At 58.4% G+C, this 26,762-nt stretch carries 36 protein-coding genes, 1 tRNA gene and 1 pseudogene; 14 read left to right on the forward strand and 24 right to left on the reverse strand.

Annotation, left to right across the window (positions count from 1 at the left end):
• The 3 genes and pseudogenes from ACX3P0_RS12155 to ACX3P0_RS12165 all read left to right on the forward strand — a co-directional run.
• Positions 1 to 1,235 (forward strand): annotated as a pseudogene (locus ACX3P0_RS12155) (hypothetical protein); the annotation flags it as partial.
• Positions 1,236 to 1,311: 76 nt separating this feature from the next.
• Positions 1,312 to 1,533 carry a DUF6447 family protein gene (locus ACX3P0_RS12160; protein ID WP_459088766.1) on the forward strand — a complete coding sequence of 74 codons (222 nt, stop codon included), beginning with the start codon at positions 1,312 to 1,314 and terminating at the stop codon, positions 1,531 to 1,533.
• 226 nt (positions 1,534 to 1,759) lie between these two features.
• Positions 1,760 to 2,080, forward strand: coding sequence for a hypothetical protein (locus tag ACX3P0_RS12165; RefSeq protein WP_459088768.1), 321 nt, complete (start codon positions 1,760 to 1,762; stop codon positions 2,078 to 2,080).
• Between the two features lie 81 nt (positions 2,081 to 2,161).
• Here ACX3P0_RS12165 and ACX3P0_RS12170 read toward each other — a convergent pair whose 3' ends face one another.
• A complete protein-coding gene (locus ACX3P0_RS12170; protein ID WP_459088770.1) occupies positions 2,162 to 2,383 on the reverse strand; it encodes a CsbD family protein in 222 nt (73 codons plus the stop codon).
• 249 nt (positions 2,384 to 2,632) lie between these two features.
• Here ACX3P0_RS12170 and ACX3P0_RS12175 point away from each other — a divergent pair, with 249 nt between their 5' ends.
• The gene (locus ACX3P0_RS12175) at positions 2,633 to 3,070 is read left to right on the forward strand and encodes a hypothetical protein (protein ID WP_459088772.1); all 438 of its coding nucleotides are present in this window, start codon (positions 2,633 to 2,635) and stop codon (positions 3,068 to 3,070) included.
• A gap of 74 nt (positions 3,071 to 3,144) precedes the next feature.
• Here the strand turns inward: ACX3P0_RS12175 and ACX3P0_RS12180 are convergent, their stop codons facing one another.
• From ACX3P0_RS12180 to ACX3P0_RS12200, 5 genes are all read right to left on the reverse strand, one after another.
• Positions 3,145 to 3,552, reverse strand: a complete 408-nt coding sequence (locus ACX3P0_RS12180) for a hypothetical protein (RefSeq protein WP_459088774.1) — start codon at positions 3,550 to 3,552, stop codon at positions 3,145 to 3,147.
• Positions 3,553 to 3,617: 65 nt separating this feature from the next.
• Positions 3,618 to 3,809 carry a hypothetical protein gene (locus ACX3P0_RS12185; RefSeq protein ID WP_459088776.1) on the reverse strand — a complete coding sequence of 64 codons (192 nt, stop codon included), beginning with the start codon at positions 3,807 to 3,809 and terminating at the stop codon, positions 3,618 to 3,620.
• The gene (locus tag ACX3P0_RS12190; RefSeq protein ID WP_459088778.1) at positions 3,794 to 4,039 is read right to left on the reverse strand and encodes a hypothetical protein; all 246 of its coding nucleotides are present in this window, start codon (positions 4,037 to 4,039) and stop codon (positions 3,794 to 3,796) included. Before ACX3P0_RS12190 ends, ACX3P0_RS12185 begins: the two co-directional genes overlap by 16 nt.
• Positions 4,036 to 4,254, reverse strand: a complete 219-nt coding sequence (locus ACX3P0_RS12195) for a hypothetical protein (protein ID WP_459088780.1) — start codon at positions 4,252 to 4,254, stop codon at positions 4,036 to 4,038. Before ACX3P0_RS12195 ends, ACX3P0_RS12190 begins: the two co-directional genes overlap by 4 nt.
• Positions 4,255 to 4,256: 2 nt before the next feature.
• Positions 4,257 to 5,138 (reverse strand): hypothetical protein, encoded by an 882-nt coding sequence (locus ACX3P0_RS12200; RefSeq protein ID WP_459088782.1) that lies wholly within the window; start codon positions 5,136 to 5,138, stop codon positions 4,257 to 4,259.
• Positions 5,139 to 5,976: 838 nt separating this feature from the next.
• Between ACX3P0_RS12200 and ACX3P0_RS12205 the strand changes: the two genes are divergently transcribed.
• Positions 5,977 to 7,767, forward strand: coding sequence for a DUF4214 domain-containing protein (locus tag ACX3P0_RS12205; RefSeq protein ID WP_459088784.1), 1,791 nt, complete (start codon positions 5,977 to 5,979; stop codon positions 7,765 to 7,767).
• 405 nt (positions 7,768 to 8,172) lie between these two features.
• Entirely contained in the window at positions 8,173 to 8,436 is a 264-nt protein-coding gene (locus tag ACX3P0_RS12210) for a hypothetical protein (RefSeq protein WP_459088786.1), read from the forward strand.
• 179 nt (positions 8,437 to 8,615) lie between these two features.
• Here ACX3P0_RS12210 and ACX3P0_RS12215 read toward each other — a convergent pair whose 3' ends face one another.
• From ACX3P0_RS12215 to ACX3P0_RS12260, 10 genes are all read right to left on the reverse strand, one after another.
• Entirely contained in the window at positions 8,616 to 9,620 is a 1,005-nt protein-coding gene (locus tag ACX3P0_RS12215) for a hypothetical protein (protein ID WP_459088788.1), read from the reverse strand.
• Complete coding sequence (locus ACX3P0_RS12220) at positions 9,617 to 10,216, reverse strand: hypothetical protein (RefSeq protein WP_459088790.1); 600 nt, start codon at positions 10,214 to 10,216, stop codon at positions 9,617 to 9,619. Before ACX3P0_RS12220 ends, ACX3P0_RS12215 begins: the two co-directional genes overlap by 4 nt.
• A complete protein-coding gene (locus ACX3P0_RS12225) occupies positions 10,216 to 11,088 on the reverse strand; it encodes a hypothetical protein (protein ID WP_459088792.1) in 873 nt (290 codons plus the stop codon). Before ACX3P0_RS12225 ends, ACX3P0_RS12220 begins: the two co-directional genes overlap by 1 nt.
• A gap of 6 nt (positions 11,089 to 11,094) precedes the next feature.
• Complete coding sequence (locus ACX3P0_RS12230) at positions 11,095 to 12,966, reverse strand: hypothetical protein (protein WP_459088794.1); 1,872 nt, start codon at positions 12,964 to 12,966, stop codon at positions 11,095 to 11,097.
• A gap of 2 nt (positions 12,967 to 12,968) precedes the next feature.
• Positions 12,969 to 13,538, reverse strand: a complete 570-nt coding sequence (locus tag ACX3P0_RS12235; protein WP_459088796.1) for a DUF4376 domain-containing protein — start codon at positions 13,536 to 13,538, stop codon at positions 12,969 to 12,971.
• 10 nt (positions 13,539 to 13,548) lie between these two features.
• A complete protein-coding gene (locus ACX3P0_RS12240) occupies positions 13,549 to 14,085 on the reverse strand; it encodes an Lcl domain-containing protein (protein WP_459088798.1) in 537 nt (178 codons plus the stop codon).
• Positions 14,085 to 14,636, reverse strand: coding sequence for a hypothetical protein (locus ACX3P0_RS12245; RefSeq protein ID WP_459088800.1), 552 nt, complete (start codon positions 14,634 to 14,636; stop codon positions 14,085 to 14,087). The genes ACX3P0_RS12240 and ACX3P0_RS12245 overlap by 1 nt, the downstream gene beginning before the upstream one ends.
• Before the next feature lie 2 nt (positions 14,637 to 14,638).
• The gene (locus tag ACX3P0_RS12250) at positions 14,639 to 15,022 is read right to left on the reverse strand and encodes a hypothetical protein (RefSeq protein WP_459088802.1); all 384 of its coding nucleotides are present in this window, start codon (positions 15,020 to 15,022) and stop codon (positions 14,639 to 14,641) included.
• A gap of 17 nt (positions 15,023 to 15,039) precedes the next feature.
• A complete protein-coding gene (locus ACX3P0_RS12255) occupies positions 15,040 to 15,855 on the reverse strand; it encodes a DUF4214 domain-containing protein (protein WP_459088804.1) in 816 nt (271 codons plus the stop codon).
• 276 nt (positions 15,856 to 16,131) lie between these two features.
• Positions 16,132 to 16,208 (reverse strand) — tRNA-Met (locus tag ACX3P0_RS12260).
• A gap of 51 nt (positions 16,209 to 16,259) precedes the next feature.
• On the opposite strand from ACX3P0_RS12260, the gene ACX3P0_RS12265 reads away from it, so the two are divergent.
• Both ACX3P0_RS12265 and ACX3P0_RS12270 read left to right on the forward strand, forming a co-directional pair.
• On the forward strand, positions 16,260 to 16,886 hold the full coding sequence (locus ACX3P0_RS12265; RefSeq protein ID WP_459088806.1) for a hypothetical protein: 627 nt from the start codon (positions 16,260 to 16,262) through the stop codon (positions 16,884 to 16,886).
• Positions 16,887 to 16,960: 74 nt separating this feature from the next.
• The gene (locus tag ACX3P0_RS12270; RefSeq protein WP_459088808.1) at positions 16,961 to 17,740 is read left to right on the forward strand and encodes a hypothetical protein; all 780 of its coding nucleotides are present in this window, start codon (positions 16,961 to 16,963) and stop codon (positions 17,738 to 17,740) included.
• 137 nt (positions 17,741 to 17,877) lie between these two features.
• On the opposite strand, the gene ACX3P0_RS12275 is transcribed toward ACX3P0_RS12270, so the two are convergent.
• Both ACX3P0_RS12275 and ACX3P0_RS12280 read right to left on the reverse strand, forming a co-directional pair.
• On the reverse strand, positions 17,878 to 18,534 hold the full coding sequence (locus ACX3P0_RS12275; protein ID WP_459088810.1) for a hypothetical protein: 657 nt from the start codon (positions 18,532 to 18,534) through the stop codon (positions 17,878 to 17,880).
• The gene (locus ACX3P0_RS12280; RefSeq protein ID WP_459088812.1) at positions 18,531 to 18,824 is read right to left on the reverse strand and encodes a hypothetical protein; all 294 of its coding nucleotides are present in this window, start codon (positions 18,822 to 18,824) and stop codon (positions 18,531 to 18,533) included. Before ACX3P0_RS12280 ends, ACX3P0_RS12275 begins: the two co-directional genes overlap by 4 nt.
• A gap of 59 nt (positions 18,825 to 18,883) precedes the next feature.
• Between ACX3P0_RS12280 and ACX3P0_RS12285 the strand changes: the two genes are divergently transcribed.
• Complete coding sequence (locus ACX3P0_RS12285) at positions 18,884 to 19,132, forward strand: hypothetical protein (RefSeq protein WP_459088814.1); 249 nt, start codon at positions 18,884 to 18,886, stop codon at positions 19,130 to 19,132.
• A gap of 62 nt (positions 19,133 to 19,194) precedes the next feature.
• On the opposite strand, the gene ACX3P0_RS12290 is transcribed toward ACX3P0_RS12285, so the two are convergent.
• From ACX3P0_RS12290 to ACX3P0_RS12315, 6 genes are read right to left on the reverse strand one after another with little or no spacing between them, the layout of a single operon-like run.
• A complete protein-coding gene (locus ACX3P0_RS12290) occupies positions 19,195 to 19,770 on the reverse strand; it encodes a hypothetical protein (RefSeq protein ID WP_459088816.1) in 576 nt (191 codons plus the stop codon).
• Positions 19,767 to 20,681, reverse strand: coding sequence for a toprim domain-containing protein (locus ACX3P0_RS12295; RefSeq protein ID WP_459088819.1), 915 nt, complete (start codon positions 20,679 to 20,681; stop codon positions 19,767 to 19,769). Before ACX3P0_RS12295 ends, ACX3P0_RS12290 begins: the two co-directional genes overlap by 4 nt.
• Positions 20,678 to 22,252: a DEAD/DEAH box helicase gene (locus tag ACX3P0_RS12300; RefSeq protein ID WP_459088821.1), complete on the reverse strand. Its 1,575-nt coding sequence runs from the start codon at positions 22,250 to 22,252 to the stop codon at positions 20,678 to 20,680. Before ACX3P0_RS12300 ends, ACX3P0_RS12295 begins: the two co-directional genes overlap by 4 nt.
• Positions 22,249 to 22,599 carry a hypothetical protein gene (locus tag ACX3P0_RS12305; protein ID WP_459088822.1) on the reverse strand — a complete coding sequence of 117 codons (351 nt, stop codon included), beginning with the start codon at positions 22,597 to 22,599 and terminating at the stop codon, positions 22,249 to 22,251. Before ACX3P0_RS12305 ends, ACX3P0_RS12300 begins: the two co-directional genes overlap by 4 nt.
• Positions 22,592 to 23,485, reverse strand: a complete 894-nt coding sequence (locus ACX3P0_RS12310; RefSeq protein WP_459088824.1) for a hypothetical protein — start codon at positions 23,483 to 23,485, stop codon at positions 22,592 to 22,594. Before ACX3P0_RS12310 ends, ACX3P0_RS12305 begins: the two co-directional genes overlap by 8 nt.
• Complete coding sequence (locus ACX3P0_RS12315; RefSeq protein ID WP_459088826.1) at positions 23,482 to 23,688, reverse strand: hypothetical protein; 207 nt, start codon at positions 23,686 to 23,688, stop codon at positions 23,482 to 23,484. Before ACX3P0_RS12315 ends, ACX3P0_RS12310 begins: the two co-directional genes overlap by 4 nt.
• A gap of 277 nt (positions 23,689 to 23,965) precedes the next feature.
• On the opposite strand from ACX3P0_RS12315, the gene ACX3P0_RS12320 reads away from it, so the two are divergent.
• The 5 genes from ACX3P0_RS12320 (at position 23,966) to ACX3P0_RS12340 (ending at position 26,246) form a co-directional block, all read left to right on the forward strand.
• Positions 23,966 to 24,577 (forward strand): LexA family protein, encoded by a 612-nt coding sequence (locus tag ACX3P0_RS12320; protein WP_459088828.1) that lies wholly within the window; start codon positions 23,966 to 23,968, stop codon positions 24,575 to 24,577.
• Between the two features lie 119 nt (positions 24,578 to 24,696).
• Positions 24,697 to 25,101 (forward strand): twin-arginine translocation signal domain-containing protein, encoded by a 405-nt coding sequence (locus ACX3P0_RS12325; RefSeq protein WP_459088830.1) that lies wholly within the window; start codon positions 24,697 to 24,699, stop codon positions 25,099 to 25,101.
• Positions 25,098 to 25,355 (forward strand): hypothetical protein, encoded by a 258-nt coding sequence (locus ACX3P0_RS12330; protein ID WP_459088832.1) that lies wholly within the window; start codon positions 25,098 to 25,100, stop codon positions 25,353 to 25,355. Before ACX3P0_RS12325 ends, ACX3P0_RS12330 begins: the two co-directional genes overlap by 4 nt.
• The gene (locus tag ACX3P0_RS12335) at positions 25,348 to 26,064 is read left to right on the forward strand and encodes a hypothetical protein (RefSeq protein ID WP_459088834.1); all 717 of its coding nucleotides are present in this window, start codon (positions 25,348 to 25,350) and stop codon (positions 26,062 to 26,064) included. The genes ACX3P0_RS12330 and ACX3P0_RS12335 overlap by 8 nt, the downstream gene beginning before the upstream one ends.
• On the forward strand, positions 26,055 to 26,246 hold the full coding sequence (locus ACX3P0_RS12340; protein WP_459088836.1) for a hypothetical protein: 192 nt from the start codon (positions 26,055 to 26,057) through the stop codon (positions 26,244 to 26,246). Before ACX3P0_RS12335 ends, ACX3P0_RS12340 begins: the two co-directional genes overlap by 10 nt.
• Positions 26,247 to 26,762: the final 516 nt, after the last annotated feature.

The following is a 26,762-nucleotide window of genomic DNA, read 5'->3' on the forward strand; positions in this document are numbered from 1 at the left end:
CGCATGGTGTGATCGATGGCGTTGATGAAACCGAAGCTTCCGTGACGGAAGCCAACACGGAAACCAGCGACTTCTTTGGCGTTGGCTCGACCTTCACGCTCACTACTGCTATTGGTGAGAATGTTGTTGGTACGGAACTTGATGACACGTTCAACGTGATTGGCGACGGTGCTGATCAAACGCTGAACACCTTCGATGTGATCAACGGCGCGGGCGGTAACGACACGCTCAATCTCTTGTTGTCAACGGCTGCCGGTGGTCTTCCGACCGCTGCCCAGATGAGCAACGTGGAAAACATCCACGTTGATGCTACTACTGCTGCGATCACGGCTCTTGACGCCTCCGCCCTTCTGGACGTTACGAGCCTTGACGTCGGTGGTTTTGGTGCAACTGCCATTACCCTTGGTGAAGGTCAGTCGGTTACGTTGTCGAATACGACAGCGGCTACTACCACGCTTACTGTTGATGCAGAGGAAGTCGCTACGACGATCCACTTGGATGGCGCAGCCGCTGCAACCGCTGTCACGCTGGTTGGTGCCGCAAACACGACACTGGACGTAGAGGGTTCGGCGGGTGCGACCCTGACCGTGAACGCAGCGGCCACGACGGAAACGGTGGATATTGGGCTGTCGTCCGATACAATCGTCACCCTCACTGGTGGTGCAGTCACGACCATCGACGCTTCGGCTTCGACTGGTGACCTGGGGCTTACTGCTACGGCCACCACTGAGACTGTCTTGGGCGGCTCGGGTGACGATGCGCTCACCGGTGGTGCTGCTAGCCAGCTCATCGACGGTGGTGCAGGCATTGACACCATCATTGCTGGTAACGTGGCTGGTGAAGTCATCATCGGTGGTGCCGGTGCCGATGCCATCGATCTCGGTGTTGCTGGCGCCGCTCAGGAAGTGGTCATCAACGCTGGCGACACCGGTCTTGCTCTCGGTGAGATCGACACGATTGCCAACTTCGGCGGTACTGAAGACACGCTGAACTTTGGTATTTCGGGTACGGCGGATAACTTTGACGTCGATGCCAGCGCTGGCGGTTACCTCGATGCCCTCGTTAACGCCAATACTGCCTTCGGTCTGGATGCTGACCTGACTTACATGGCCGTTAGCGACGGTACCGACACTTGGGTCTTCGCCGACCTTGATAACAACGGTTCGGCCGACCACGCTGTTGAACTCACCGCTGTAACAGGGCTAACTGCTGCGGATTTTGGCATCTTCGCCTAATCCTCTCATCTGAGAGTGATCCAACAATCGACCCCGCTGGCTTAGGCCGGCGGGGTTTTTCTTGAAGGAGCCTAGAATGAGCGCCCGCCCGAGCATCACCATCGACGGCAAGACATACGATCTCAACAGCCTCTCCGAGGCCACCAAGGCGCAACTCGTCAACGTCCAGACGGTAGACCGCAAGATCGCCGAGCTTCAGCAGGACCTAGCCATCATGCAGACGGCCCGCGCAGCCTATGCGCGAGAGCTGACGAAAGCGCTTGGGAACGAGCGCGACCGGGAAAAGCCGCTGTTTTGACGGCTATCGGTTAGGCCGACGCTCGAAAAGCCCGCCACTGGGTGGAAAGTGACGGGCTCGCAAGGGTGCGAGGATGGTGTGTCCGGACGCAGGCAAATAATCGATTGTGGGCCGACTTGTTCCGAGCTGAGGGAAAAGCTCATGTAGAAAAGCTGGAACGTTTCGGCATCCTTCAGGTTTGGGATCAGTCCGCATTCACGCGGTCGACCAAAAATGGAGAAACGTGATGTTGATAAAAATTCTAGCGGCGTCGGTTTTAACATTTGGCCTCGCGACGGCAGCGATGGCCCAATCAACCACTCCGGACGCCACCGCGACGCCTACAGAAACCCCTGATCCATCGGTGTTCGACAAGCCCGGTGCCATGGCAACGTTCTATTCCGACGCGGAAATGAAGACGCTAAAGTCGGACGAGGACTTCAAAGCTGCATGGATGGCATTGACGCAGGAAGATCGGGACGCCTTCTCGAAGGAATGCGACACCGATACTGAAAAGCTACACAACGATTTTTGCGAAAAAACCAAGCAACTCGGCGGCGCAAACTAACCTACGCGTGAGTTAGGAATTAAACGAGAGAAAGGCCCGCCGTCGCTCCTGAGGCGGCGGGCTTTGGGTGCGAACTCACATCTAGCGGGTGGGGTAATCAAGCCAAGTCTGGCCAACAAACCAATCGTCTACATCCCGCTTTGCGCGATCTTTTTCGAGACCGTAGCGTTCTTGAATTTTCCCTTCAAGCTGGTCGCGGCGGCCGGCGATCTGATCAAGATCGTCATCGGTGAGGTTCCCCCACTGCTCTTTGACCTTGCCCATAACCTGCTTCCAATTCCCTTCGATGCGGTTCCAGTCCATGGTTTTCTCCATACGGCGGGGATCGCCTGTCCAAGAAACGCCTGATGGACCATTTTGTTCTCACAAACGTCAAAAAGCCCACCACCCACGCCGGAGGTGACGGGCTCTCTGAAGGCCGAGGATGGGCATCCTCGATCGCATGCACCCACGCGATGCTAAAAAACTACCCTCAAGCCTAATTATTCCATTGCCGTTTTTACATCCGCGCTACATTTCGAACAGGGTGCCGGGGCTTTATTGGAGGTTGCGATGAAGCACCAAACACTAGACCGGATGCAAACGGTTGCTAAAGTCCACACAGACCCGACGCAGCTTGGAATGTCTCGAACCCAGCGCCTCGAACGCTGGGCAGAACTGCTGGAAGATAAACCGCATCGGATACTTACCGCCCTCGAAGGCACGGAGCATCGTCCACAGCCCGAGCGGGATACGATGCGCGCCGAAGGTTCACCGATATCAGTCGCGTTCTATGACCCGATCTTGCGCGAGGAAGGTCTGGCAGACGACAGCTATGGGGAAGCTAAGCGTTTCTTCGAGCTGAAAGACAACCAGTTGCACGAAATCGTCTGCTACTGCCATGTCGGGGCCTCGATGCTAGCTTCGAGGGCCGCGCGCTGCGTTCGTCGGGCAATTAAGGGACGCGGCTTTATGGCTGGGTTGCGCCAACTGTTGGGGGCGCGCATTTGATCAGCCAGGACAAAATAAAAGCCCGCGCATCCATCAGGACACGCGGGCTGGGTAGTAGGTGGTAATGCGAAGGCTTACAGCGGCTGCTTACGGTTCTGATCGCTCACCAAGGCTTGGAGCGTGGCTGTCAAAGCCGACACGGCATTCGACAGGCCCACGATTGAATCCTGCACCCTATCGAGCCTGGCCAGGGTCGCGGTCTGGAACTTGTCGTTCGAAGCACCATCCTGCACCTGCTTTGTCTCGACTGCGATCAGCCGGTCATTGACCTTGCTGGCAACGTCATTCGCTCTTGTGGCGGTCGCTGTTACCGTGGTGATCTGCTGGTTGACGACCTTGGCCTGTGCGTCGAATTTCCCTTCCAGCCATTGCGAGCCGAGCAAGGCGATAAGCCCGATGGTCGGCAGCGCCAGCGCCATAGACACGCGGGCGAATGCCAGTAGGAGCACGTTCTCGGCAATCTTCTGCGGAGCGTTCGTCATCTCGTCATCCTCGTGCAATTCCCCAACCCCTTAGTTCAATGCTTCGATGGTGATGTTTGTTGCCGTCACGGATGCCAGCCGCAAAGCTTCGCGCCCTTGACGTTGTGCGCCAGTACGTCCCGGATTTCCGCGTCAGTCATGGTGGCGATGGTTGAGGCTGACGGCCGGATCGGACTGGCGACGGTGCAGAACGACGCCTTGGGCGTCTGACAGCCGGCTACGGCCAAGAGCGCGGCAAGGGTTAGTGCTTTGACCATTTGCCCAGTTCCTCCCTCGCCTTTGAGCCGGGCAACGCGCCAATGTCGTTATCGACCTGATCGGCAATGTCGCGGGCTTTGGCTTCGGAAGCGGCCTGATGGTCCCGTTCCAACTTGGCCCCGGACAGTCGACCCTTGACGTAGGTGGCGACGAATGCCGCAAGGATCGCAACCCCGCCGATGATGTATGTGCCAGCCTTTGAAGCCAGCAGGGTTAGGAGGGCGGTCATTCCGACACCACGACATTTGGACGATCGCGGACGTAATATCCGAGGCCGAAGATCACGATTGGCGTAAGAGCCGCGAACACTTCCGGGTCATACCATTCGGGAGCGGCGTTCTTGACGATCAGGCCAGCCACAGCAATGAGCGCCGCCCCGATGACGGCGGCGGAAAGCTTCCGAGTTGGGTTGGCGCTTGGCTGGTTGATAGGTTCCTGTTCCATGGTTATTTCCTTCCGAACAGCTTGGAGATGAGATCGAGAAGTGCGGCCCAAATCGAGCGCTTGGGGGTGGTGCTCGCATCGCCCGTTTCCGGGCTGGAAGCCTTGGGTTTGATGGGTTTAGGGGTGGTGCTCTCAGTTGTCCGATTATCGCGGACAGCTGCCCCCGGCCCAAGCGGTGGCGGGCCGGATATTGGGCCGGACTTCGGTTTCAGGCTGGAATAGCTGGCAGCTTTCAGGGCAGTTTCGAAGGCGCGGGCATAACCGGCGATCTTGTCGCCATTGGCCTTCACGTCGCCGTTGATGATCGCCCTAGCCCCGCGATAGTCTGTCGCCTGCGCATTGAGATAGTCAGAAAGCTTCTTGCCGGTGAACAGGCCGAAGATCATCCCTTCGAACATGATCGCGACGGCAATGTCTGGTTCCAGCGCCGCGTCAGGATCGCCGACAAGGTTGACGCCGATCAGGTTGCCGAGCTTCGTGTACATCTCCCGGCCGGTGATCTGGCAGAGGCCGCGCCCGCGATAGGTCCAGCCATCATTCGGGCCGGTGTTGCCCATGCGTCCGCCATAGACCTTGTTGGCGAGTTTCTGAGGCTGACGGACATATGGCTGCGCAGCGGCGGCACTGGCGAACCGGGACGGCCACACAGCCCGGATCCGCGCCGCCGTGGTGTATGTCAGGCTCTCCGTCTTGGGCTGTAGAGCCGACCCGACTTCGTGATATGGCGTTGCCAGCACATAGGCCAGATGCGTCAGGATCAGCCCGCGCTGCTCGCCTTCGTCAAGGATCAGACCGAGCGCCGTCACCTGCCCTTGAGATAAACTGGTCCCGAAAACACCAGACGAGCGCTGTCGCAGCGCCGCGTAAAACGCGGGTCTGTTCATGGTCAGTCCTTTCAGATTTGATCGATTGGGAACTTCTTCAGCCGCACCGCTTTTCTATCGGACGGGTGGCAAGCAAGAGGAGACCTCCCATTTGGCATTTTCAGTTTTGGGGCTTGCCGATCTGGCTATGGGCGGTGATCGCCGCTAGCGTGATTGTCATTGTCTTCGCGATGGCTGGATCGGCCACACGGTAGGCAAACACTTCAATGCTTGCCATGGGATAGATTGTGGTGATTGCCGGCCTGAGCCGGATGACGTCGGTTGACGTTGCAAAACGCTAGCGGCTAGATTGCCCGTTTATCGGGGGAGACATTTTCAGTGTCGTACAATTGGCAGCGCGAACCCTATCCATGGGAGCGCCATCGGGTCGGATTTGCGGTAGCAGTAGTGATCGCATGCAGCGTGGCTGTGGTTTGGACGATGCTGGTCTGATTGTTATCCAAGCATTTGCTGTCTGCGCTTTGGCTCGTCGGTTTCGATAACCGGAATCGACGCCAAAGCCCTAAATTATCGCGCCTATCGCAACAGCGAGTTGGCTGGCACCCGGCGTTAGCCACATATCCAGCGACTGCAGCAGTGACCCGGTTTTTCTATCCGGGAAATACCGGTGCGCGGCAGTTTCACACCCCAAATTGTAAGCCTGCTCGGCACCCTCTCCCAGGATGATCCTGACCGGATCGGGTGCCATTTCTGCCATGGCGGAACCCTGCAGCTGTAGCCAAGCGATTTTGGTGAATAGATTGACTCCACGACAAAAGCGGTGAACGTTAATAACTGTGCCATCTCGCATGGGGGAGCGATCTGGATTTGTAAACATTTAATGAAATGAGGATAGAAAATGGCTACGAACTCAGAACTGATTACACAGCTCTATATTGGATTTTACAATCGAGCTCCCGACCCAATCGGCCTAGAATACTGGATAGGCCGTCTTGAATCTGGTATTTCTATCCAAGATATTGGCGATTCATTTGCGGCCTCGCCTGAGGCGTCTGAATCCTATCCTTTCTTTTCAGACCCCGGCACCGATATCGAAGGTTTTCTAAGCCAGGTTTACATGAACGTGTTTGGTCGCCCGATCGATGCAGATGGCCTGGCGTACTATTCGGCGCGTCTTGAGGCCGGTGAGGACCCGGGCAGCCTGGTGACATCTATCCTCGGCAATGCCGACACTAACACCGGCACTCCAGATCAGCAGTATATCCAAAACAAGGTCGATGCCGGCCTCTATTGGGTGCAGCAAGCGAGCGAAAGCGACGTTGACCTTTATCTGCCCAACGGGCGCTTGAACGAAGCTGCCAATGATTCAGCGCACGGCGTGATCGAAAGTGTCACCTCCGATCCTGGCACTGTGGAGGAGTCCCATGGCGGTGCGGACGATTTCTTTAACCCACCTATTGATGTCCCGCCTGCCGAATACGGCGATCTTGGTGCCGCAGCAACCGACGGCAGTGGCAACCTTTTCGTCGGCGCAAGCAACCCCGCAAACGGGTTCATGATCGGTAAAGATAGCTCTGGGCAGATCGAACTCGGGTTGGACGTGCGCTACGACAATGACGGGACTGACGTTGCTCCAGATCTTGGTACCAATGTTTTCGCCGTAGACGCGGATCGGGGAGACGCTGTGCGGTTCGCCTATTCTGTTAGCGGCGTCGATCTTGATCATTACGATTACACGCTGCAAATCGACACCGACCCGGGCGGGGGAGAGCACTTCGAGACCTTCCAGCTTGTTCCGGACGCCGCCACCGGAGCCTCGGACGATCTGAACCCATCTCACTATGACTGGGTGCGAGTCGATGGAGACGGCATCGTAGACGATGGCGGTGACGCTGGCGGCACTACAACCCAAAACATACAGGCTATTCAATGGTACAACGATAACCATGGCGTTCAAGGTGCCGAGACGTATGATGTAAATCTCACCGCTACCCTCAAGGGCACCGATACGGTCGTAGCCGAAACCGGCATTGTGATCCAAAGCAATGAGGGATCAATGACATTTTTACCTTCGGATGCGGTTGCCGGCAACGATGACGATCATCTTTTTGCTGGGAAAACCAATCCGAACGATGGCTTTGCAACTGTGGTTTCGGACGCTTCGAATATCGAACTCGGCCTGACTGGTTGGATTGATCAGCAAGGAGCAGTGGTCGGCGTATTGAATTCCGAAGATGGCCTGTTGCATTACACCCTCGACAATGCAGACACCGCCCGCTTTGTATATTCTGTCGAGTCACAGGACGCTGATCTGCTCTCGGCCAACACGTTCAGACTGTCGATCGACACTGACGCATCGGAAGCTACTCACTATCAGGTCTTTGAGCTCGCCTCTCTCGGGGAGACGGGGAACACGGCGGACGGAGGCAATATCAGCGACTCCAATTATCAGTGGAACCATATCTCTGGTAACGGTCCAGCGGGTTCTATTACCGATGATGGCGGAGACGGAATTATTGGTAAGATCACTCAGAACATCGAGAAAGTTGCCTGGTTCGATAATAATCTTGAATCCTCTGCAGGAGAGTCAGGGCATTACGACATCATGCTCGAAGCGCTCGGTGCAGACGGCGTGACAGTGGTCGGCATGAATCATATCGTATTGGATATTGGGCCTGTCCCCGTCTAATCCTCGCCATTTTGCCTTCAAAGTCTGCCACCAGAGACCACTGGTGGCGGGTTTTGCTTGCCGAGAATGTTGATTGCCGGCCTATTCCTGTCCGGCTATGGTGAGAGGCTGCCCGGATCCATGGCAGCACGCCCGGTCGCTAGTCTAAGCCTACAACATTCCAGCGACCGGGCACCCTCTTCCCGGGTTGGTGCATGTCAAACGAAGATCAGAACGACCCTTGGAAGCCCGGCCGGCGCGGTTTCGTACGCGGCGCCATCTGGACCGTCGTTATCCTGGCAGTCGCGTGGTGGCTGTGGGAATAAAGACCCCGCCCGTCGACGGGGAGCCGCCCGGTCTCTATTCGATCGTGTCGGCGACGTGCCTAGGCTGCCGGCTAGGTGCCGCCTTGAGGATTGGAAAGGTATGATCAAGAGCCTATCCGAGTGCCGGACAGCATGCTGGATCATCATCGCGATCGCGGGCGGTGGCGTACTGTCTGAGATCAATCGCCCATCGACCAGCATGGTCTTGTTTCTGTCGATAATCATCGTCGCAGGCATCGCGGCGCTTTCGCTTGGCCGCGACATACAGGAAATCGAGGATCGAGACGAAGCCGAGCGCCAGGCGCGGCCTGACCAGTCTGCACGGCAAGTCGAGGAACTCAGGAAACTGCTGCGACAGCGGTAACGCGCAAGCTGCGACGGCCGCCTGCAACCGGCTTCTATGCCCTTGCCAGTCATGCCGGCCACCCCGGTGGCTTCGATCTCGGGACCGGTTGAACCAACCAGACGCATGGCGCTTTCCTTTCGTGATTAAAACCCCGCCCGTCGACGGGAGCCGCTACAATGGCAAAGAGCCGCTAAGGGTTAAGTCCCGATATAGGCGGCGCCAGCAGTTCTTTCGCCGGCCAGCCCGATGCCTGTAAGCGGCTCCATCGCGTCATAACTGCCGTACGAGAGACTGTCGGCGCCCCAGAACATCAACCATTGATCGCCATCGAACAGCCAAGCATCAATGTTCGCGTCTCCACCATATCCGCCAGTAACGGACGACCATGCGGTAATCCCAGTGGTTGACGTGATGAGGTGGCCGGTCCTGTCTCCGACGAGCCAACGGCTATCGCCATACATGACCGTCGATAGATCGGTTGAGGCTGGTATCGCTCTCGTAGTCCAAGGCGATCCGGTCGCCGGAGCGGTCCTCAGCGATGTAAGGTCAACAGCGCAGAAAATATCCTCACCATGGAAATCCTGCAGGTTCGTCGAGGGAAATGGTGCGGTCCCGCTCGACCATGGGCCGGGAGGGGTCACACTCTGTCGCATGCTTTTCCCCAAAGACGCGAGAATACGACTATCCGTTGCGGCGATCTGTCCGACGATATTCGGAAGTGTCACCCCGATTGAGGCGAGGCCAGCCCAATTTTCAAAATCGGTCGTGTAGGCTATGGCACCATCAGGGATTGCGGCTGCGATCATATTCGCATTGTCAGTGATGGCGACATAATAGCCTCGAGACTGAGACGGCCCTTGATCCGCGAGAGTCCGCTTGCGCTTCCATGTCACGCCATCGTCAAGATCGGACACGAACAGGCCAGCCTCAGTCGAACCGTTCGGTAGCCTGATCCGTCCGCCCAACACCAGGCAATGGCGCGTCCGCTTCATAATCGTGGCTGAGAAATTGCCAAGATAACGGGCGAGATCGCCTGCAACGCCGTACCGAAACCATTTGCGACCATCGCTGGAAACGCGAAAGCCTGCGTCGTCGTAATAGGTAGGACTGAGGATGCTGTTGCTTCGGCCGAACGCGATATATTTAACCTCGCCTCGGTAGACCGAACTCCAGCCGAGAAAAGGCGTCGGGGAAAGGATCATGCCGAGTTCCCCGCGAATGCAAGCTCGACTTCACCGGACGCCGTCACAAAATAGGCGATCTTCGTTCTGGCGTTAGGCGTAGATGGCCATGAAGCCTCCGGCCCGATCCAGATGAAGTTGCTGCCCCATGTGGTGATTGATCGCCCGCCAGTGGCGTCCTGATGGACGTTGATGAAGCCGTTCTTGCCGATGATCTGGTTTGTCGGATTGGCGAGAGCGCGATCCGCAGCGCCGATCACCACCTTGAAGTTGATGCCCGTTGCCATATCCCATGCGATTGAGGCGGCATCGGTGAGCGCGACGGGGGCTTGCGCCGCAACCGCCCGACGCATGGAGATGTAGTGCGCCAGGTCAGCAGCGGCGCGGATATTGGCTACGCTCGCCTCCGTACCCGATCCGGCAGCGGCAGACGCGGCGTCGGCGGTGACCTGCGCGGCCAATATGACCAGTTCATCAGCCGTGAGTTTGGAATAATCGATGAAGGCCAGTACGGCGATGAGAGAGAGCGGGAAATTGGTCCGATGCCCCCCCGCGAGAAAGTCCTCATCGTCAAGCGCGGCGACATAATCAGCTTGGGTCTGTGGATAGGTCGCCATCAGCGCAGCTCCTTGATTTCAAACGACATCGAATTGAGTTGGAAGGCAGTAGCCTCCAGCAGATTGAGTTGCCGGTTCCGTCCGAGAAACGATCGTTGTTCGCCGTAAACCGTATCGAGAGGATCGGGGATAACAAAGATTTCCCCATCGATCCCGGCGCGGCGCATTAACTCCAGCGCCTTGCCAAAACCCTCCTCATTCGACAGCAGGCCGAGATCGAACCGGATGACGCGCAAGCTTTCGCGCCGGTCGAAATACTCGGCACCGCCCAGCGACGTATCCACCTTCGTCGCGGTCTCATAACCCGACTGCGCGCCAAAGCTCATGTTGTATGTGGGCTGCAAAAACCCGTCGCCGATGAACAACCGGCCTATGTCGAGATAGCCCGCCTCATTTTGCGTATCGATGATGTCGAAGCGCCAATATCTGGCTTGGACCGTGTCCGGCAGGATGCGCGCCGAGGCAGGTGTCTGCCCCTCGACTTCTTCAGGCGAGAAGGTGCCGAGCCAGTAATTGTCGTTCTCCCACTCCAGCTCATCGATGTTCCAGTCGCCAGCCACCGCCGCCCAGGTGTCCAGCGTCTTGTCGTAGATCGTGGTCGAGAAATCCGCGACGTTCGAAGCCCGTGCCCGAATGCGGCTGGAGAATGAGAAATTGTGGTTTACGAAGGCGAAGCCGCGAATGCTGCGCTGCCTGCCAAAGTCCACGGCGAACCATGTCGATGACGGCAACAGGTCAATTGTGCGCGCCACACGCGACAACTGCCGATCCTGAAGGTTGGCGAGCGGCGTGGCCTCGAAATAGGCGCCACCAGATACAGTTGCGCCGTCGATCCTGTTCGGAAACAGGATGATCATCCGGTAGTCAGACATGAATGATTATCCCCAGAGTTCCAGCTTGGTGATGCCGGCTTCGAAATCCTCGACGATGCCGACGACGCGAAACAGCTTGCCGGCGTCGAGGCCGAAGCGCGGCAAGGTCAGACGAACCACGCTGTTGAGGTCCACCTGTTCCACCAGATAGGCTTTGACGGGCACCACGAAGTAATCGCGGGCCACGCCATAGAGCGACAGGCGGCGTTCCGCTTCGGCCTGTGCGTCGACCTCGTGGACGATATAGCTGTCGAATGTCAGTTCCGGCGCAAGGCGGTGGACGGCAAGGATAGTGTCGTCATCGGCAACGGCATTGCGCCATTCCTCGACCGCGAACCCTTTGAACTCATCGGTCGTGGAGACGTCGAGTTCGCTCTTGTTCATGACGGCAGCGTTGTGGCCATAGCGCTGTGTAATTCGCCATGCAGGAACGCCCCGGCCCTGATCCCCGGTCACCAACCGCTCTATGCCGACGGTAGCTGTTTCCAGCACCTCTGCCGCTGTGAAGGTCGTGACCGGGATGATGCCGACCGGATCGTCAAACCGGTACATGCGAAACACGCCGAGTCGGTCAGGAACGATGGTCGCGCCGATCGATCCAAGGATCTTGGACAAGGCCGACAGCGCCGTTTCTTCGTCGGTTCCGATCCAGTAGCCGAGTTCGGCGCTATTCGCCTCATCGAGCGCGGCAACATCAGATGCGTGGAAGTCGACGCCTTCCACCAGGTCCATATGCAGCAGAATGCGCCGTGCAAGCTGCCCTGCCGTGCGGTCGACCGCCGTTGCCCCGACAATGGGCGAAGCCGTGATCGTGCCCTGTGGCACGCTGCCCAGCCTGGCTAAGCCAAGATTGAGCGCCGTTGCATATTTACCTGGTGCAATGGAAGCGGCGCATAGGGCGGCTACGGTGGAATAATCCGTTCCCGCTGCGGTGATCAGCACGCCCCTGTCTCGGAACTCAGCAATACCGTCGAGGCCAAGCTGGCCAAGGTCGAAGATCCTGTCGTAAATGTTTGAAGGGACAGCCGGGACATTGCGGGGTGCTCCGAAACACAATGGCTTCGGCCTGCCCTTCAGATCGTCCGGCCGGCCTTCGGCTTCATTCATCCCCCCGGCTATGGTCGTGCCGGCGAATAGCACAGGCTGGATCGGCTCGTTCAGCACCGCCAGCCTGTCACGAATGCGAATGACGACTTTCTGCCATGGAAATTCCGCCTGCTCCATCGTGCCGCTAAAGACCACCACCGAGTTCTCATAGCGCGGCTTGATCCGTGAGACGGTGCGGATCGTCAGGTCGTAGCCGTCAAAAGCATGATCGTAGATGCTGTCGCGCCCGCCGTCGCTCAAAGCACCATCGGCATTGATCAACTCGACCACGCCGGCACCGACACGCTGTTCGCCCGTCGTCATGCCCGAGCCGAACATGGAGCGCTCGTAGTTGCCCGGCACCTTGATCCGTGGCCCGTAGAACGCGTTCGGAGCAACATCGCTTGGCGTCGTGTTGAAGCCATCGGACGAATATCGAAGCGTGACCGTCTCACCCAGCACCGGGTCGTGCGCCTCGATCTCGATCAGATAGGCAATGCCGCCCGCGATATCGCGCGGGATAATGATGATCGTGCCGTCGCTGTCGCCAGTGAAAGCGGCGGTGAACAGCGGGGTAAACTGCGCATCCAGCACGCTGGTGACGACAACGGAACCCGAGACATCAGCGGCGAAGGCAACCTGGACATTGCCGTCCAGCGTGCCTGTGGCGGAAACGGTGCCGGTGATCGCCGCCTGAAACACGGGGGTGAACACGGCATCGAGGACGAGCCTGTTCTTGCCGTCCGCGCCCTGAAAGGCATCGGCTTGGAATGCACCGGGTTGAAAAGCCATGGCTAAGCCGGCCAGCCTGTATCGATATCGATTGCGTCGAGCGCGGCCTGATCATCGGCAGCGTTCACGGCATCCTTGATCGACCAGCTATTGTCCATGCAGGCAGCACCCCATGCCGCCATGGCGAGAAGCACGTTGAGGCCGTCCGCATAGCTCATGGTGAATGTGTCGTTGTCGGCGGTGCGGAATTTCGCATCCTCGACCGCGCCCTGTCCGCCTGCGACCGCCGCCGAATAGCTGGCCTGGCTGACCAGCCAGTTGATGCGGTCGGCGTTATCCCGTGTTTGCAGGACTTCGCCGGCCATCGCGCCTGTCGGCACGGTGAAGCCGCCCGAAAGCACGGCGCTGACCTTGGCATTGACGGCAGCTATCTTGGCTTCCCGCAACTGCTCAAGTGTCGGCGTCTCCGGTCCCGGCGCGACGTACTCGACAAAGCCAAGCGATGCGATCTTCTGCGGCGTGGTCTTCTGCCACCAGCCGCGAGCATAGGAAATGGTTTCATCGCCTTCCCCGAGCTTGAAGGGGGCGGGGCTGGTGAAGTCGGGGAGATTAGGATGGGTGTAAAGTGTCATGATCCGCCTCCTATGCTGCAACGCGACGAATAGCACGAACCCGAAAGAGGTTGGCCTTATTGTTGCTGTCGAAGGTACCGAGGTCGAACCTCTGAAGCCACACAAGGGTAGAGGAAGTAGAGATAGATGAAGACGACCAATAAAAGGTCGCATCCACGTTTATGGCATCCGCACCGATGATAGAAGTTCTGTTCGTATAAATCACATTCAGTTCATCCTTGGCTGGAGGATACCAGTCAGTTTTGCCGCCAATCGTCAGAGCCTTGCAGAATTGCCCCATCGGGTGGACGGACAGTCCCGCCGCTTCCATTCCGGCCAGATTTGCCAACCCGTTCGTCAGGCTGGATGTCCCCGCCGTGGCTGTATTGGTGGTTTTCCATTGAACCGAATTATTCTGGCCACTGGCCTTCGGCGCGATGACGAGGTGAAAGAGCACTCCCCCATCCAGAATATCACCGATGTAATAGCCGCCCTGTCCGGTCCAGAATTCACCAAGTGCTGGCGGCTTGATCTTCCCGCCCATCATCACGGGGCTGAACCCAAACATCAGGCCACCCCCAGACCAGCAAAGGCGCTGATTTCAGTAGCGGAGATAACCACCCCACCGACCACATTGAGAGAACCGTCAAAGGTCGGGGCATCCCCACCGGCGAACTTCCAGTAGCTGCCGAAGCTCGGCTGGAACGCGCCCCGGAATACGATCATGATTTCCTGTCCGATAGCGCTTGCGATGTTCGAAGGGTTCGCAATCGTCGGATTGCCGGTCATGGTCAGGATGAAGCCGTTATTGTCGTTGAGGTCCGGTGTCACCGTCGAGCCGTAGGTCAGCGTCGTGAAGGACACGCGCTGTGGTTTGGTGAAGGTTTGAGCCGCGCTCGTCAGAACCGCGTTGACCAGCCCGAGCAGCGTCTTCACGGCAGCGGCGTCCAGTTCCTCAACCGTACCCGCATCTGCCGTGAGACGCCCGAGCAGCCGCGCCGTGGCCATGATCATGTCGGAACCGCTGTTGAACCGCGTCGGCGTGAGCATTCCGGCCGCTTCCGCCGCAGGATCGTCGGGGATCGTGATTTCGAATTTCGGCGTGATCGCGATTGCCATGGTCAAGCACCCGAAATCGTGATGGTCGCGGCGGTGATCTCGACGGCCTGACCTTGCGAGATCGACACATTGATCAGCTTTATATCCGCCGATGATGCAGGCAGGCCCACGGTCAGACCGTCAATGGCAACAGTGCTGGAACCATCCTTTATCTGCGCTTTGGTCGAAGTCGTGCCGTCGCCAGCGACCGTCTCGCCAAGGACCTCACTGGCGACAAAGGTCAAGGTCCAGACATCGCCAGAGACGGTCCCGGCGCTCGCGCTTAGGGTGAATATCGCGAGCACCTGGTTGGCCGCTGACAGCAGTTCCAGCGTGCCGCTGGCAACGAGATCGCGCAACTTAGTGATCAGCGCCGTTCGCACGGCCGCCGAGGGTGTTACTGCCATGGTGTTGGCTCCTGAGTTTATGAACGAGACGCGACACGCTTCATTGCCGACCCGGTATCTTTATTGATTTCGTTGCCACGCTCGACGGCACCAGTGATCGCAGCACCGGATGCGCCGACGGCGGCGGTGGTCTGGCTCTGGCCGCGCTCCAGCCTCTCCAACTGCGCACGCACGGCCTGGAGTTCCTTGACCAGTTCGGCCCCGGAATTGTCGTTGCTGGGCGCGTGGGATGGCGCAAACGACTGCCGCAACATCCGTTCGGTATCCCTGGCATTGAAGATGCGAGATGCGCCCGTTGCTTCAAGTTCCGGCCCGCGCTCACCAACAATGCGCAGTCCGCCCATGTGATCGCCGCCCGATGCGAACTGCGGATAACCCCTGTCGATTTCGGGCTGGGCATTGGCGATGAACTTGGCCCGCAAGTCTTCCTGCGACATGCCGGCTTTGAGGAAGGCCGTGTAATAAGCAGCACCTTCCGCATCCGGCGAACGGTTCAGAACCGACTTGTACAGCGACGTGACGAACGGATCGGCGGTCTGGCCCGCGTCCCTCGCTGCGTTGATCTGGTCCTGAAGCGCTGTATCACGAGCACCGAGCGCCGCACTGAGGCTCGCAATGGCCTGCGCGACGGTAAGCACGCTGTCGTTGATGTTGATGAGCCCCGCGACTTGCTTATCCAGCGCCGCAAGCTGCTGCTGCGCCTGTGTGAGTTGCAGGCCGGCCTTGCCCTTGGCGGTGCAGCCTGGCACTGTGCATCTGCCACCATCTCGACGGATGGCTGCGGCCCGAAGCTTTAGCCAATGCTCAGATCGGTAGTAGGCGTTACGAGCCATGCTTCCTGTCGCCTGTGCCTGAAGGACGGTGAACTGGTGGCTTGCTCGGCATAGGAGGTTGGCTCCATCGAACTCAGCACATGGACCAAGCAGGATCATTGAACCGGTGCAGCGAATGCCTATCTGCGTTGGACGCTGGTCATTCTCCTCCCATTGTGACCCGCGTGTTCCCCTCTGGAGGTTTTAAACCTTCATTTTTGGCCGGGCATTCGTGCTCGGCCTTTTTCGTCGGGGTCACTGGCTTAGCGCGTACGAACCTATCCGGCCGACTTGAACTGGTTGCAGGAAGCGGATTCGAACCGCTAACCTCTGGGTTATGAGCCATGCGAGCTACCGGGCTGCTCTATCCTGCTGAACGATGCTATGCTTGTCGGCCAGAGGCATTGGTTGTTGGGGGAATGGGTATGTGGGCGTCAATTACTGCACCGCAAGCGATCATTATATCGTCGGTTCTGACAATAGCTGCAGTGGTCGCGGGCATTCTGGTTGGCGCAAAGCTGGTTGGAAACAGGGTGAGGGAACTCAATGCAGCTCTGGCGGCATCGAACCAACTCGTCCTTGATCACAAGGCGAAAGTTGACGCATCGCTTGCCGACTTTCGATCCAGACTGCAGCTTTTCGAATCCTTGCTAAGCTCGACGATGAACAACGTTGGCACCCTGCAAGAGTTTACGGGAGGCACGCCCAACCAAACTGAAGCCAAAGTCTACACGATGGCAGTCGAGGCTACACGGGAACGGTTACAAGACGACTGGAACGCCATACGGGACCATATCGAGGCCATCGCGTCCTCACCATCCGTTGATGGGAGAACGCGTGGACGATACGCCCGCTTGGATCGAAGAAGATATGCCGAGCTGGTTGAAGCTCTGGCTAAGGACCTGCGGCTGGGTGACAGACCAGAAGACTTCGATAAGGCGGCTGCAATTTGGTCGAAGTATCGAAACGGTGGGTCTCAACCTTCCATGTTGGACGTTGCCACCATGGCCCAATTGAGAAAGGCTTTGGTGCCGCTCTCGCTGACGACTTGATCCCGTATCTCGACACGCTGCCGGCCTCTTGGCGAGGTTGGCGACCTCCTGAAACTGGATGGGCGTTACGAGCCATGGTGGACGAAGCGCTTTTGCTTGCCGGTTCGGGACATTGGTGGTTTTCTGCCTCCATTCTTCAGGAAGGAGATGCCGCTATGCAATACGCCGCAGCCGCTCGGGCGGGGTTCCAAGAGGCAAGATCAATATATGAAGGGGGGTACAAATCCGTCAACAAACTACACCTCAAAGACTCTTCTGATTACAGAGCCAATCTACACAACTATAAACCGATAGATATCGGTTTCACATTAGATGAAATTGAAGAGACGAGAGAGAATAAGCTTCTTAGTGCAAATGATACGCTTTCAAAAATTAGGGCTTTCCAATCTCAGAAAAAATTTGGAGCCCTAGTGTTTGGAGAATTGCTAATTAAGGTAAAGGCCTCTGCCTCTAACTGCCACGAACTCGCCCTGATGGCTGCTGCGAGCGCTTGGTCGTACCTTGGAAAAAGCCAGCCGCCATCCATCGCTCTGGCTAGCTTAGTGGCTCCAGCGGACCACATTTTCTGCGTGGTAGGCCCTCGTGCAAAATGCTCTCAACTGGATGGCAGAACGATCGGCTCATTGGCCGAGAGTTCTGCAGCAATCGGAGTTTGGGCTGCCGACCCCTGGTTAAATGTGCTATGCGAGTTGCCAGAATATGCGGCACTTGCGGATGCAAAGTTCGACAAGTGGCATATGGCGAACAAGCGCATCGCGTGGGCAGGCGGTCCTCAAGGGAGCGGCTGGTACCCCGCCATGGGCGACTATTCCAAGGGTTTCGCTGCAGCCACGCTTGAGGTTGATCTGTGCTAAAGTCAATGCCCTAGTCTCAGCCCAACAAAAAACCCGCCTCGTGGGGCGGGTCACCGGCGCAATTCCGCGCATGAACATCTGTATAGGGGTTTCGCGCGTGAAGGTCAATTCATTTCGCTACCGAAACTGTCGGATGTTCACAGGTAGAGGAAATGCATTGCACAAGCCCGCAGGTCCTGATGCAGGACCGGGGCCATGTCGCGTTCCTTCTGACCGTGCTTCCGGGCGATTTCTGCTGATGTCAGCCCGTTGACGCAATAGTCGATGAGCCGGGATAGCGGCATCCTGCCAAGTTCAAACGAAGCGGCATTCAGAACATCAATCGCGGCAACCCGTCCATCGGGCATCCCACGCCATGCAGCGCCGCTAGCACCGTCCATGGATGGAGAGCACGCAGCGGCAGTACCGGCCCGTTCCCATAGTCGAGCGAAGTGATTGCCAGCATGGAACAGCGCGTCCTGCTTGTCTCGGCCATAGCGCCAGTCGAATGTGCCAGGCCGGCACCTGATCGTCTGGCGTTCGCTGCGCTCTGCTGAAATCTTGACCTTGACCTTCGCAAGCTTGGTTCCTTCCTTGCCGCCGTCTTCCCGCTGGAGCTTGGCCGTCAGCCGATGCGCGCGCTCGTCGACCTTTCGCTGTGCCCTTCGGTCGGCCTCAATCTGGGCCGTTGGGCGCGGTGGCTTCACGACGCCCGCCATGCGCCCCGCCACTCGCTCCTTATTCAGGTCACGGCGGTTCGCACCGTCGATACGGATGCCAGGCTTGATCTCTGGTTCCTGCTTCGCCTTCGTCATGCTCGCTCAACCTGTTTCTTGAGGTAGTGCCGGCGCTCCGGCGTAATCTTGGCGAATGCGGGTCGCCAGTTCATAGATGAAGGCCATGGGAAGACGCGGGCCGGTGGATCGATCCGATACCAGTCGCCGTCGTGGTCGAGGAAATATCGATGGTCCTCGCAGGTGAAATTCCCGGCCATGTCGTTGAACAGCAACTCGCAGACCGTGCCGTCCGGCTTGGCCTCGGACATTGGCCGCCATGGGTTCTCGCGGTCGTAGGCTTCACGCGCCTTGCGCTCTGCGATAGTCATGCAACCTCCTGCCGAGATGCGCGTTTACGCGGCGCGTAAATCAGACCAAGGAGGAAGCCATGAGGTTCACGACTACCGTGTGGGTGAAGGACGGCGAGTTGGGCGTGAGCCCGATCACAACCATGGAAGAGGCTGCCGCAATTATCGGCGGCTATCCCAACGATGCTGATCATCCATTCGCATATGTCGCGGGCAAATCGATTGAGTCCGCCAAAGCTGGGCATATAAAACCGGACCAAGCGAAGCCGCATTTCCTCGACTTCTGCGAAAAAGCGGGGCTGCTCGCCGAAGACAGAATAGCGCTTTGAGCTGAAGCTGCAGGTGGTCGGTGTCAGGTCGCTGGTGTTGATCGGGTAGATGGGGCGAAGGGTCATGATGCCTTCCTCGGGTTGTTGAAAGGCACCACGTTCGAACCGTGAGGATTATCTTTCACGGCCCCTTCTTCTCTTGGGGTAATCATTAAGGGGGTATTGTCCGAATTCTTTTCGGGGACAGGACCGAACTCAGTTCGGGGACGAGGGGGTATTTGTCCCTGAACATTCTTCGGGGACAAAGCCGCGCGCTGACGGGCCTTTTTCAGGCGCGCGACCTCCTTGTGATAGGCGTGCATCGCTTCGACGTGGGCCCTAGCTTCGTCTCTCCATGGGTTGATCAGCACGTAGGTTGACACTGATCGGGATTGCCGTGCGGCGACAAGATAGGCGCGTCCAGCGGGATTTTTCCCGAGCAGCCGAACACGGCTTTTCTCAAACTGACGATCGCTCAGGCCAGTCATTGCCATGGCTTGCGCAGCGGCCAGCCACGCCTTGCATGAAGGCCACGCCATGACGGCAACGTACGCTGCCAGCACCTTCAGATCGGCCGGGTTGAGCGCAGGGTCGGCGTTCGCGGTTTCTACGAGATCGAGCTTGAAGGATGCCTTCGAGCGGTCCAATTCGGCTTTCATGCCGTGCTCCTTCCTGCCATGACGGCGGTCAACACGCGCTGGACAGCAAAGATGCCATCGTGCTGGTGCATGTCGTTGAAGTCCGTCCCGACCGCCGGCGGCATGCTGTAGGATAGGTCAGTCAGCCGGGCATAGTGTTCGCCTGTTCCGAGCCCGCCGAACTGCTCCAGGGGCTTGTCATTGTCGGCGGCCACGAATGATCGGCCACGAACCTGTCGCGCTACGGCGACGATATTTGACGCCGAGAAGCAGCACAGGATCGTCGATTGCATGCCAAGCCCTTTCAGGGCCGCGCGTAGCGAAAGGCCCGTCGCATAGCCTTCGCAAAGCCACGTGCAAGCACCGGAGGCGATGCGATGACCAGCTCCGCCGATCTCACCGCCGAACAGGAATTTCTTGGTCCCGTCCTCCCATATGAGTTGCGCGCTGGTCACTTTTCCGGCGCGGCGCGCGGGGATCAGGATTGCGCTACTGGCCCCGGCCGGGACGATATAGTCGCCGACCACCTCGCGCACCGTGGCGGCCTTCACGACCATGACCTGTTCGTCGCGGAAGCCCTTGGCGGCGAGATATGGGTGCTGCGCGAGGGTTGCCGCCCCGATCAGGGCCTGCGCCATGCCGACGGCGCGCGCCGCGTCCTTCTCGGCCTTGACCTTCGACCAAGCGACACTCTGTGCCACGGCTCGCTGCTCTTTGGCCGACAAGCCATCCCGCAGGCTGACGGTCGACTTCTCGCCTGTCTGCCAGTTCCACGCGGTGACGAAATGCTCCTGGACAATCACGCGACCATCGCCCTTGCCGCTCTTTCCGGCGAGCGTGTCGGTGTTGAGCCATTTGCCGAACCCGGTATTCTTCGGCGGGTAAATGCCTACGTCCCCGCATGCCTGCACTATGGCTTGATCGACGTTCATGCCGCCCTCCGCTGACCGGGCTTGTGACACTTGCGGAAGCGCTTCACCTCACGCTCGATCAGGCTCCACTCATCGACCTTGACGGTGTCAGATTGGCAAACCGCATCAAACAGGCCGTAAGGAAGCTTGCTGTTCGGGTAGATGCCGGCCCATATGCCATAAGCCCACTTCCGGGATTTCTCTGGCCCGCCACGGCCATGCGCAAAGCAGTATGCGAGGGCAGCATTCCAGATAGTCCGGGGGTTCTTCAGGCACTCGGCATGCAGGCCAGCACGTGGTTGGAACGCCGCCTTGGTACTCATTTCGAAGTCGATCAACTCGCCTTCGACGGTCTGGATTTCTCCGCGCTTTGGACGTTCCCAGCCGCAGGACTGGCAGACGAATGAGGCGGGATCCATCTGCATGCCGCAATCGCCGCAGAAGTGCTTGGACTTCATACGTTCTGCTGGCTCGCGCGCCTCACTGTCCTTCTTCTGCGCCTCGGACAGGCTGTCGACGCCGTATTCATAGAGCCATGCGGCGTCATCGGCGAAGGAGATGCAGTTGCCGGAATGGTCCAGCCACAATCCAAACTCCTTGCCGGGCGCGATGCGCATCACGCGACCGAGTTCCTGTATATGGGAGGAAAACGACTTCGCATAAGGGCGACAGGAAATGCCGCACATCACGTCCGGTACGTCAAAACCTTTCGTCAGCACCGCGCACGAAACCAGACCGTGAATGGCACTGTCAGGCTTGCGGAATTCCGCAATCTTATCGGCGCGATCCTTGTCGGATTTGTCCAGGTAGCTGATCTGTTGGAAATTGTAGCCGGCCTCGGCAAACTGGCGGCACAGTTCCTCGCCGTGCCTGACCGATGGTGAGAAAACGAGGGTTTTGACCGGCCCGCCGAAGAACTTGGCCGTCTGCTGGATCCATGTCTGCACCACGTCGCCGATGATCGTGATGCCGCGCTGCCCGGCCTCTTCTTCCTCGTACTCGCCGTCGAATTTCTTTTTCGCGCCCTTCATGTCGGGTGAGACGCATGCCTTGATCTTGAGGGGCGTGAGCCAACCCTGACTGAGCAAGAAGTTGACCGTCGCACCGTTGACAATGCAGTCCCAATTTTCCGCCATGCCCGCCGCGAATGGCGTTGCAGTCAAACCGATGATTTTGGCACGCTTGCAGCGGCCGATCAGTTCGATCACTGCTTTGTACTGGCTGTGCGCCTCATCCACAAAAATCAGGTCGGGCTCTGTTTCGATCTCACGCCTGGCGAGGGTCTGCGCGCTCCATATCTGGACGTTCTTTTCCGGCGCATAGCGTTCGTTGTTTTGGCCCTGCACGACGCCATGATCGATGCCATAGTCGCGAAACCGATCGCTCGTTTGATTGACCAGCGTCACGCGGTCTACGATGAACCACGCAACGGCACCTTTTTCCTGACTGCGGATGATGAGGTCGAGCGCGGTTTCGGTTTTCCCAAAGGCGGTCGGAGCAACGAGAATGATGCGCCGGTATCCCGCCCGAATGCGGTCGCGCAACTTTTCCTCGGCTTCTGTTTGGTAGGGGCGAAGGACAACCGCTTTCATGCAGCCCTCCGCAGAGGTGCAGCGTCCATGATCTTCGCGGCCTTGCCGACGAACCAGGTCCAGTCAGCCGGCACGACACCGTGCGGGGCAGATGAAAGAAGCAGGCGGGTGAGGTATTCAGCGGCCGGGCGCGTTAGCCCGCCGTCAAACTCGATGATCGCGGCCCGTTCGTCGGCCTCGGCTTCCTGCTCGATGAAGCCGGCGATGTCCTTGCCGTGCTGCTTGATGAAGTCGAGTGCGCCATCCGGCAGTTTCTTGCTGTTGATGATCCGCAGCTTGCCGGCGTCGATGATGACGTTGGCGCCGTTGACCCGGATGCGTTCAATGAGCTTGGCGACATCAACCATCAACGACCTCGCCGGTTTCGATGTCGATGACCGTGTCATTGGAGAAGCCGAGTTTCTTCGCCTCTTCCTGCCAATATTTGGAGAGCCGCATCCATGATGCCTTGTCGGCGCTCTCGCGATAGAGACGGGTTTCAAGGACTCGGATTTCCTCGTCCTTGCCGGCGATGACCTTTTCGAAGCCGCCTAACTCAAACTGGACGCGCATGCCTTCCCAATTGGCATTGTCGGCTTTCACCGCCGCCAGTTCAGTTTCGAGCGCCGCGTTCGCCTCCCGTAGTTCCTCGTTCTCGGCGGTTAGCGCGTCGGCGTCGGCGGGTTTGACCTTTCGGGCAGCGATGGCCTCTGCCTTGGCCTGCTCACGTTGTTTGATCGCATCAGGAAGTGCGGCGGCATGTTCCTCGCGCTGGCGATCGTTCTCTGCCTGTTGGGCGGTCTTTTCAGCCTTCGCCTTTTCCTTAGCGGCGCGGGCGGCCGCGACTGTTTCGGCAACCGCCTTTGACGGTACCTCACCGGCGTCTACCTTGGCCTTGATCTGCTCGGTGACGGCCGGTAAATCGTCCTTCACCGCCTCGACATCGCGCGCCGAAATTTGTCCAACGCGTTGGACATCTGTGCCGGTCGCATCGGCTATGGCTTGGATCACTTCGCCTTTGTCGAGAAGCTGGTATGCGCGGCTTCGCCCCATCCCGAACTCGGCTTTGACATAGGCTTCCCATGTCAGGTAGCCGAGGGCCTTCCAGGCCTTGCCTTCGTGCGCTTTGGTAAATAAGGGCCATAATTCGTCGACGGCGGTCTTGATCTTTTGCGTCAGCTTCTTCGCCTCGGCCTTTGACAACTCGGCCGGCGTCACGTTCTTCATGGGCTTGTCGTCCTCGTAGTGGATCACGCCGCGACCTCGGGCATTTTCTGGTCGGCGGGCAGGTGCAGGTTCACGAACCGCACCCACGCCTGAGCCGCATCGTGGCAAGCGGGGAAGGTCAGCGTGGCGTCAGCTTTTCTTTTCGCCCTCGCGTAAACCTCGAAAGCCTCATAGGCAGCGTCGATCTCTGCCTCGCGATGGGCATTCATGGCATCGTCGATGTCGCTCATGCCGCCGACCTCGCCGACCCCACCTCGTCCGAAAAATTCAGGAAGTCATTCGGGGTAACAGCACCGCACGTCGCCTTGACGATCCGTCTCATGAAAGAGTCGCGCGGCGTTCGTTCTCCGCGCCTCCACTTCCCTACGGCGAAAGGGGTTGCGCTGACCGTCGCCGCGAACTCAGCGTCGGTGATCTTGTTGTCTTTGAGGTATCGGGAGAGCTTCATTCCCCGTACATACACATTATGGGGTTGTTAAGCAAGAAGTCAGTTGCACAGACTGGGATATGGCTTTTTTGATGGTTTTGACCCATATTGGGTATATGGACAACCGCATCAGATATTTCCGAGATCGAGCCGGCCTCACTCGCGACGAACTTTCGGCGCGGATGAACACTTCCACGTCTCAGCTGACGAAGCTGGAGCGCGGCGAGCGTAAGCTGACAAAGGAATGGATGGAGCGAATAGCGGAGGCGCTGCGCATATCTCCGGCCGATCTCTTTGACCAGGCGGCGTCACAGCTTCAAAGCGTCCCACTGATCTCGACTATCAGCGCTGGTGTAATGATGCGCGACGATCTCATTGACGAGGCCATTCGAACACTGGCTGTTGCCGATCTCCCGCCCGGCGACTGGTTTGCCTTGAGAGTGGATGGCGATTCGATGGATCGCATATCACCGCCGGACTCGATTATTCTGGTAAACCGCAAGGACAAACGGCTGGTGAATAACGCCTGCTACGTCATCGCAGACCAGCACGGCAACGCCACCTATAAGCGATACCGGCCCAGCCCGGATCGTTTCGAGCCGGTTTCCACCAATCCGAACCATGAGCCGATATTCCCCGACAACGACGTTCCGGTGGTCGGGCGCGTCAGACGATCCATGATCGACATGTGATTCGATAAGCGACACAACGGCTTAGGTCGAATTCTAATAAATGTACACAGTATGGGGTTGTTAAGCATACCCATACTGTGTATGTATGAACCCATCATCCACCGATGGGAACCACCGACATGCACAAGACGACCGACGCCAGGCGGGCGACCGCCGAAGCTATGCCTACAATCAGCCGCAGACGCTTTCTGACAGGTACTGCAATGGCCGGCGCTGTTGTTGCAGTAGCCGCTCCGGCAGCTGCTGCTGAGCCAGCAAGGCCCACATTCGAACCTCTCGTCTATGCGGAGGACCGCGTGAATATGTGGGAGGTGGATCACCCGAAGCCTTCGCGCCGAGAACGGGTAATCTGGCACCTGCGCGAGTTGAAAAAGCTCGCGTTTGCGGACGGAGCGTCTTCGGCACACGTCGCTATCATCGCCACATATGGGCAGGGCGATGTTCGCGCGATGGCCATCCAAACAGGAAGCCAGAAGCTCATTGACAGGGACGGAATGTTCGCTCCGAAAGGCGGTGCGAAATGAGCGCCTTCACCGCTGTCGACTACCTTGGCGAGCCGGAAATCCTAAACCGTGGCTATCAGCTTCGCGCTTTGCTTACCGTATGCGAACGGGCGGCAGCATCGCTCAGCAATGTCGGCGACGGGAAATACCGTGATGCGGTTACGGATAGCTTAGGCACGACACTGGAGCTTGCAGAAAATATCGCATCGGACCTCGTCTCTGCGCTCGAAGATGCTCGCCCCGCCTTCATGACGGGAAGGCAGCGCAATGGCTGACCTCTCTCCGATCATGACCCTATTCCGTGAATTCGAGGCAAAGTACGAGCAGGCCGCTGACCTGTCTGTCGAACAGGATGTCGCCAACGGTTTGCTCGATGAATGCAACAGCCTCGAAAAACGCATGCTGGCGGCTCCATCGACTAGCGCGCGGGACTTCGCCGCCAAGGTGATAGTGTTTACTCGCTATGGTGATTTTGCGCTGGATTGCGCTGGTGACGGTGGCGTCCTGGATGAAGCCTTGGCGTTACTCGAGGTCAGTGAGCGCCCCGACGCGCGTCTGATCGAACTCGGCAAGCAGTTCGAGCGGGTCAAGGCTGAATGCAGGCCGCTGGAGCGGGAATGGAAAAAGCTTCAACGCGTTTTTGCGAAAGCCAGAGAAGATGCCGGGTTAGGCGAGTTCGATGTGTTCACGCCGGAAATCGAAAAGGCGTGGCGGGAAATATCCCGAGAGACTGGATACGAGCCTGTTCGTAGAGCATTCATGGCCAAGCATAGTGAAGCTGTCAGGCTGATGAAGGCAATCCACCGGACCAAGGCGACAACGCTGGAAGGCTTTGCCGTCAAGGTCGCCGCAGTCGTCTTCGATCAGTCCGATTTCGAAGTTTGTGATCCGGTGCCTACCGACGTTGCCGAGCGCGAACTGTACCGGCTGGCGCGCGACATCGCGAAGGTGGTCAAGAAGCGGGGAGGCACGCAATGCGCCTGATCCGCCTCTACCTTGCCATATCGATCCTACGTGGTGCCGGCCTTCTAGCCGGGGCCATCGCCGGTCCGGCACTCACAGATCGGCTTCCACTTCGCCCCGTCGAGCGCATGCTTCTCGGCTCTATCGTAGGCCTTGCCATCTGCACCTTGTGGATATGGACCAGCGCGAGGGCAGGACGATGAGCGCGCCCTTTCACCTCGTCGGTATCGGCGCCGGGTCACCGGGGTCAGGCATCGGCCCCGGCGGCATCGGCGGCTGTGGATCAGGCACTGGACGCGGCGGAGTTGCCGTGCCTTGCAAAGGCGGCTTCCTGACTTCGTCGGGGTTCGGATTTGGTTCCTCGTCCGGCAGTCGATCTGGGTCCGGCTCATCAATCGGCCTTGGTTCGCGTCCAGGTATCGGTGGCACATCTGGGTCTGGATTTGGCTTGCGTGGGTCGGGCATCGCTCAATCTCCCTTCAAGCCCACCAACTGCGATCCAGTTGAGTTGGTTCCAGGCGTGTCCAAACCCTCGCTGAAATCGTTGGGGAGGGGCGAATGAGCGCCCCCGACGCATACGACGATGCGCCGCTGACCCTGCGGGAAGCTTGCGATCTGTTCTTCCGAGGGCGCATAACACCGGCCACGTTGCGAGCGGAAGCCCGGCGTGGCACGCTTAGGATCATGCGTATAGGCAGGGCGGATTTTGTAACGCCCTC

The organism is Mesorhizobium sp. A556, from assembly GCF_054489545.1.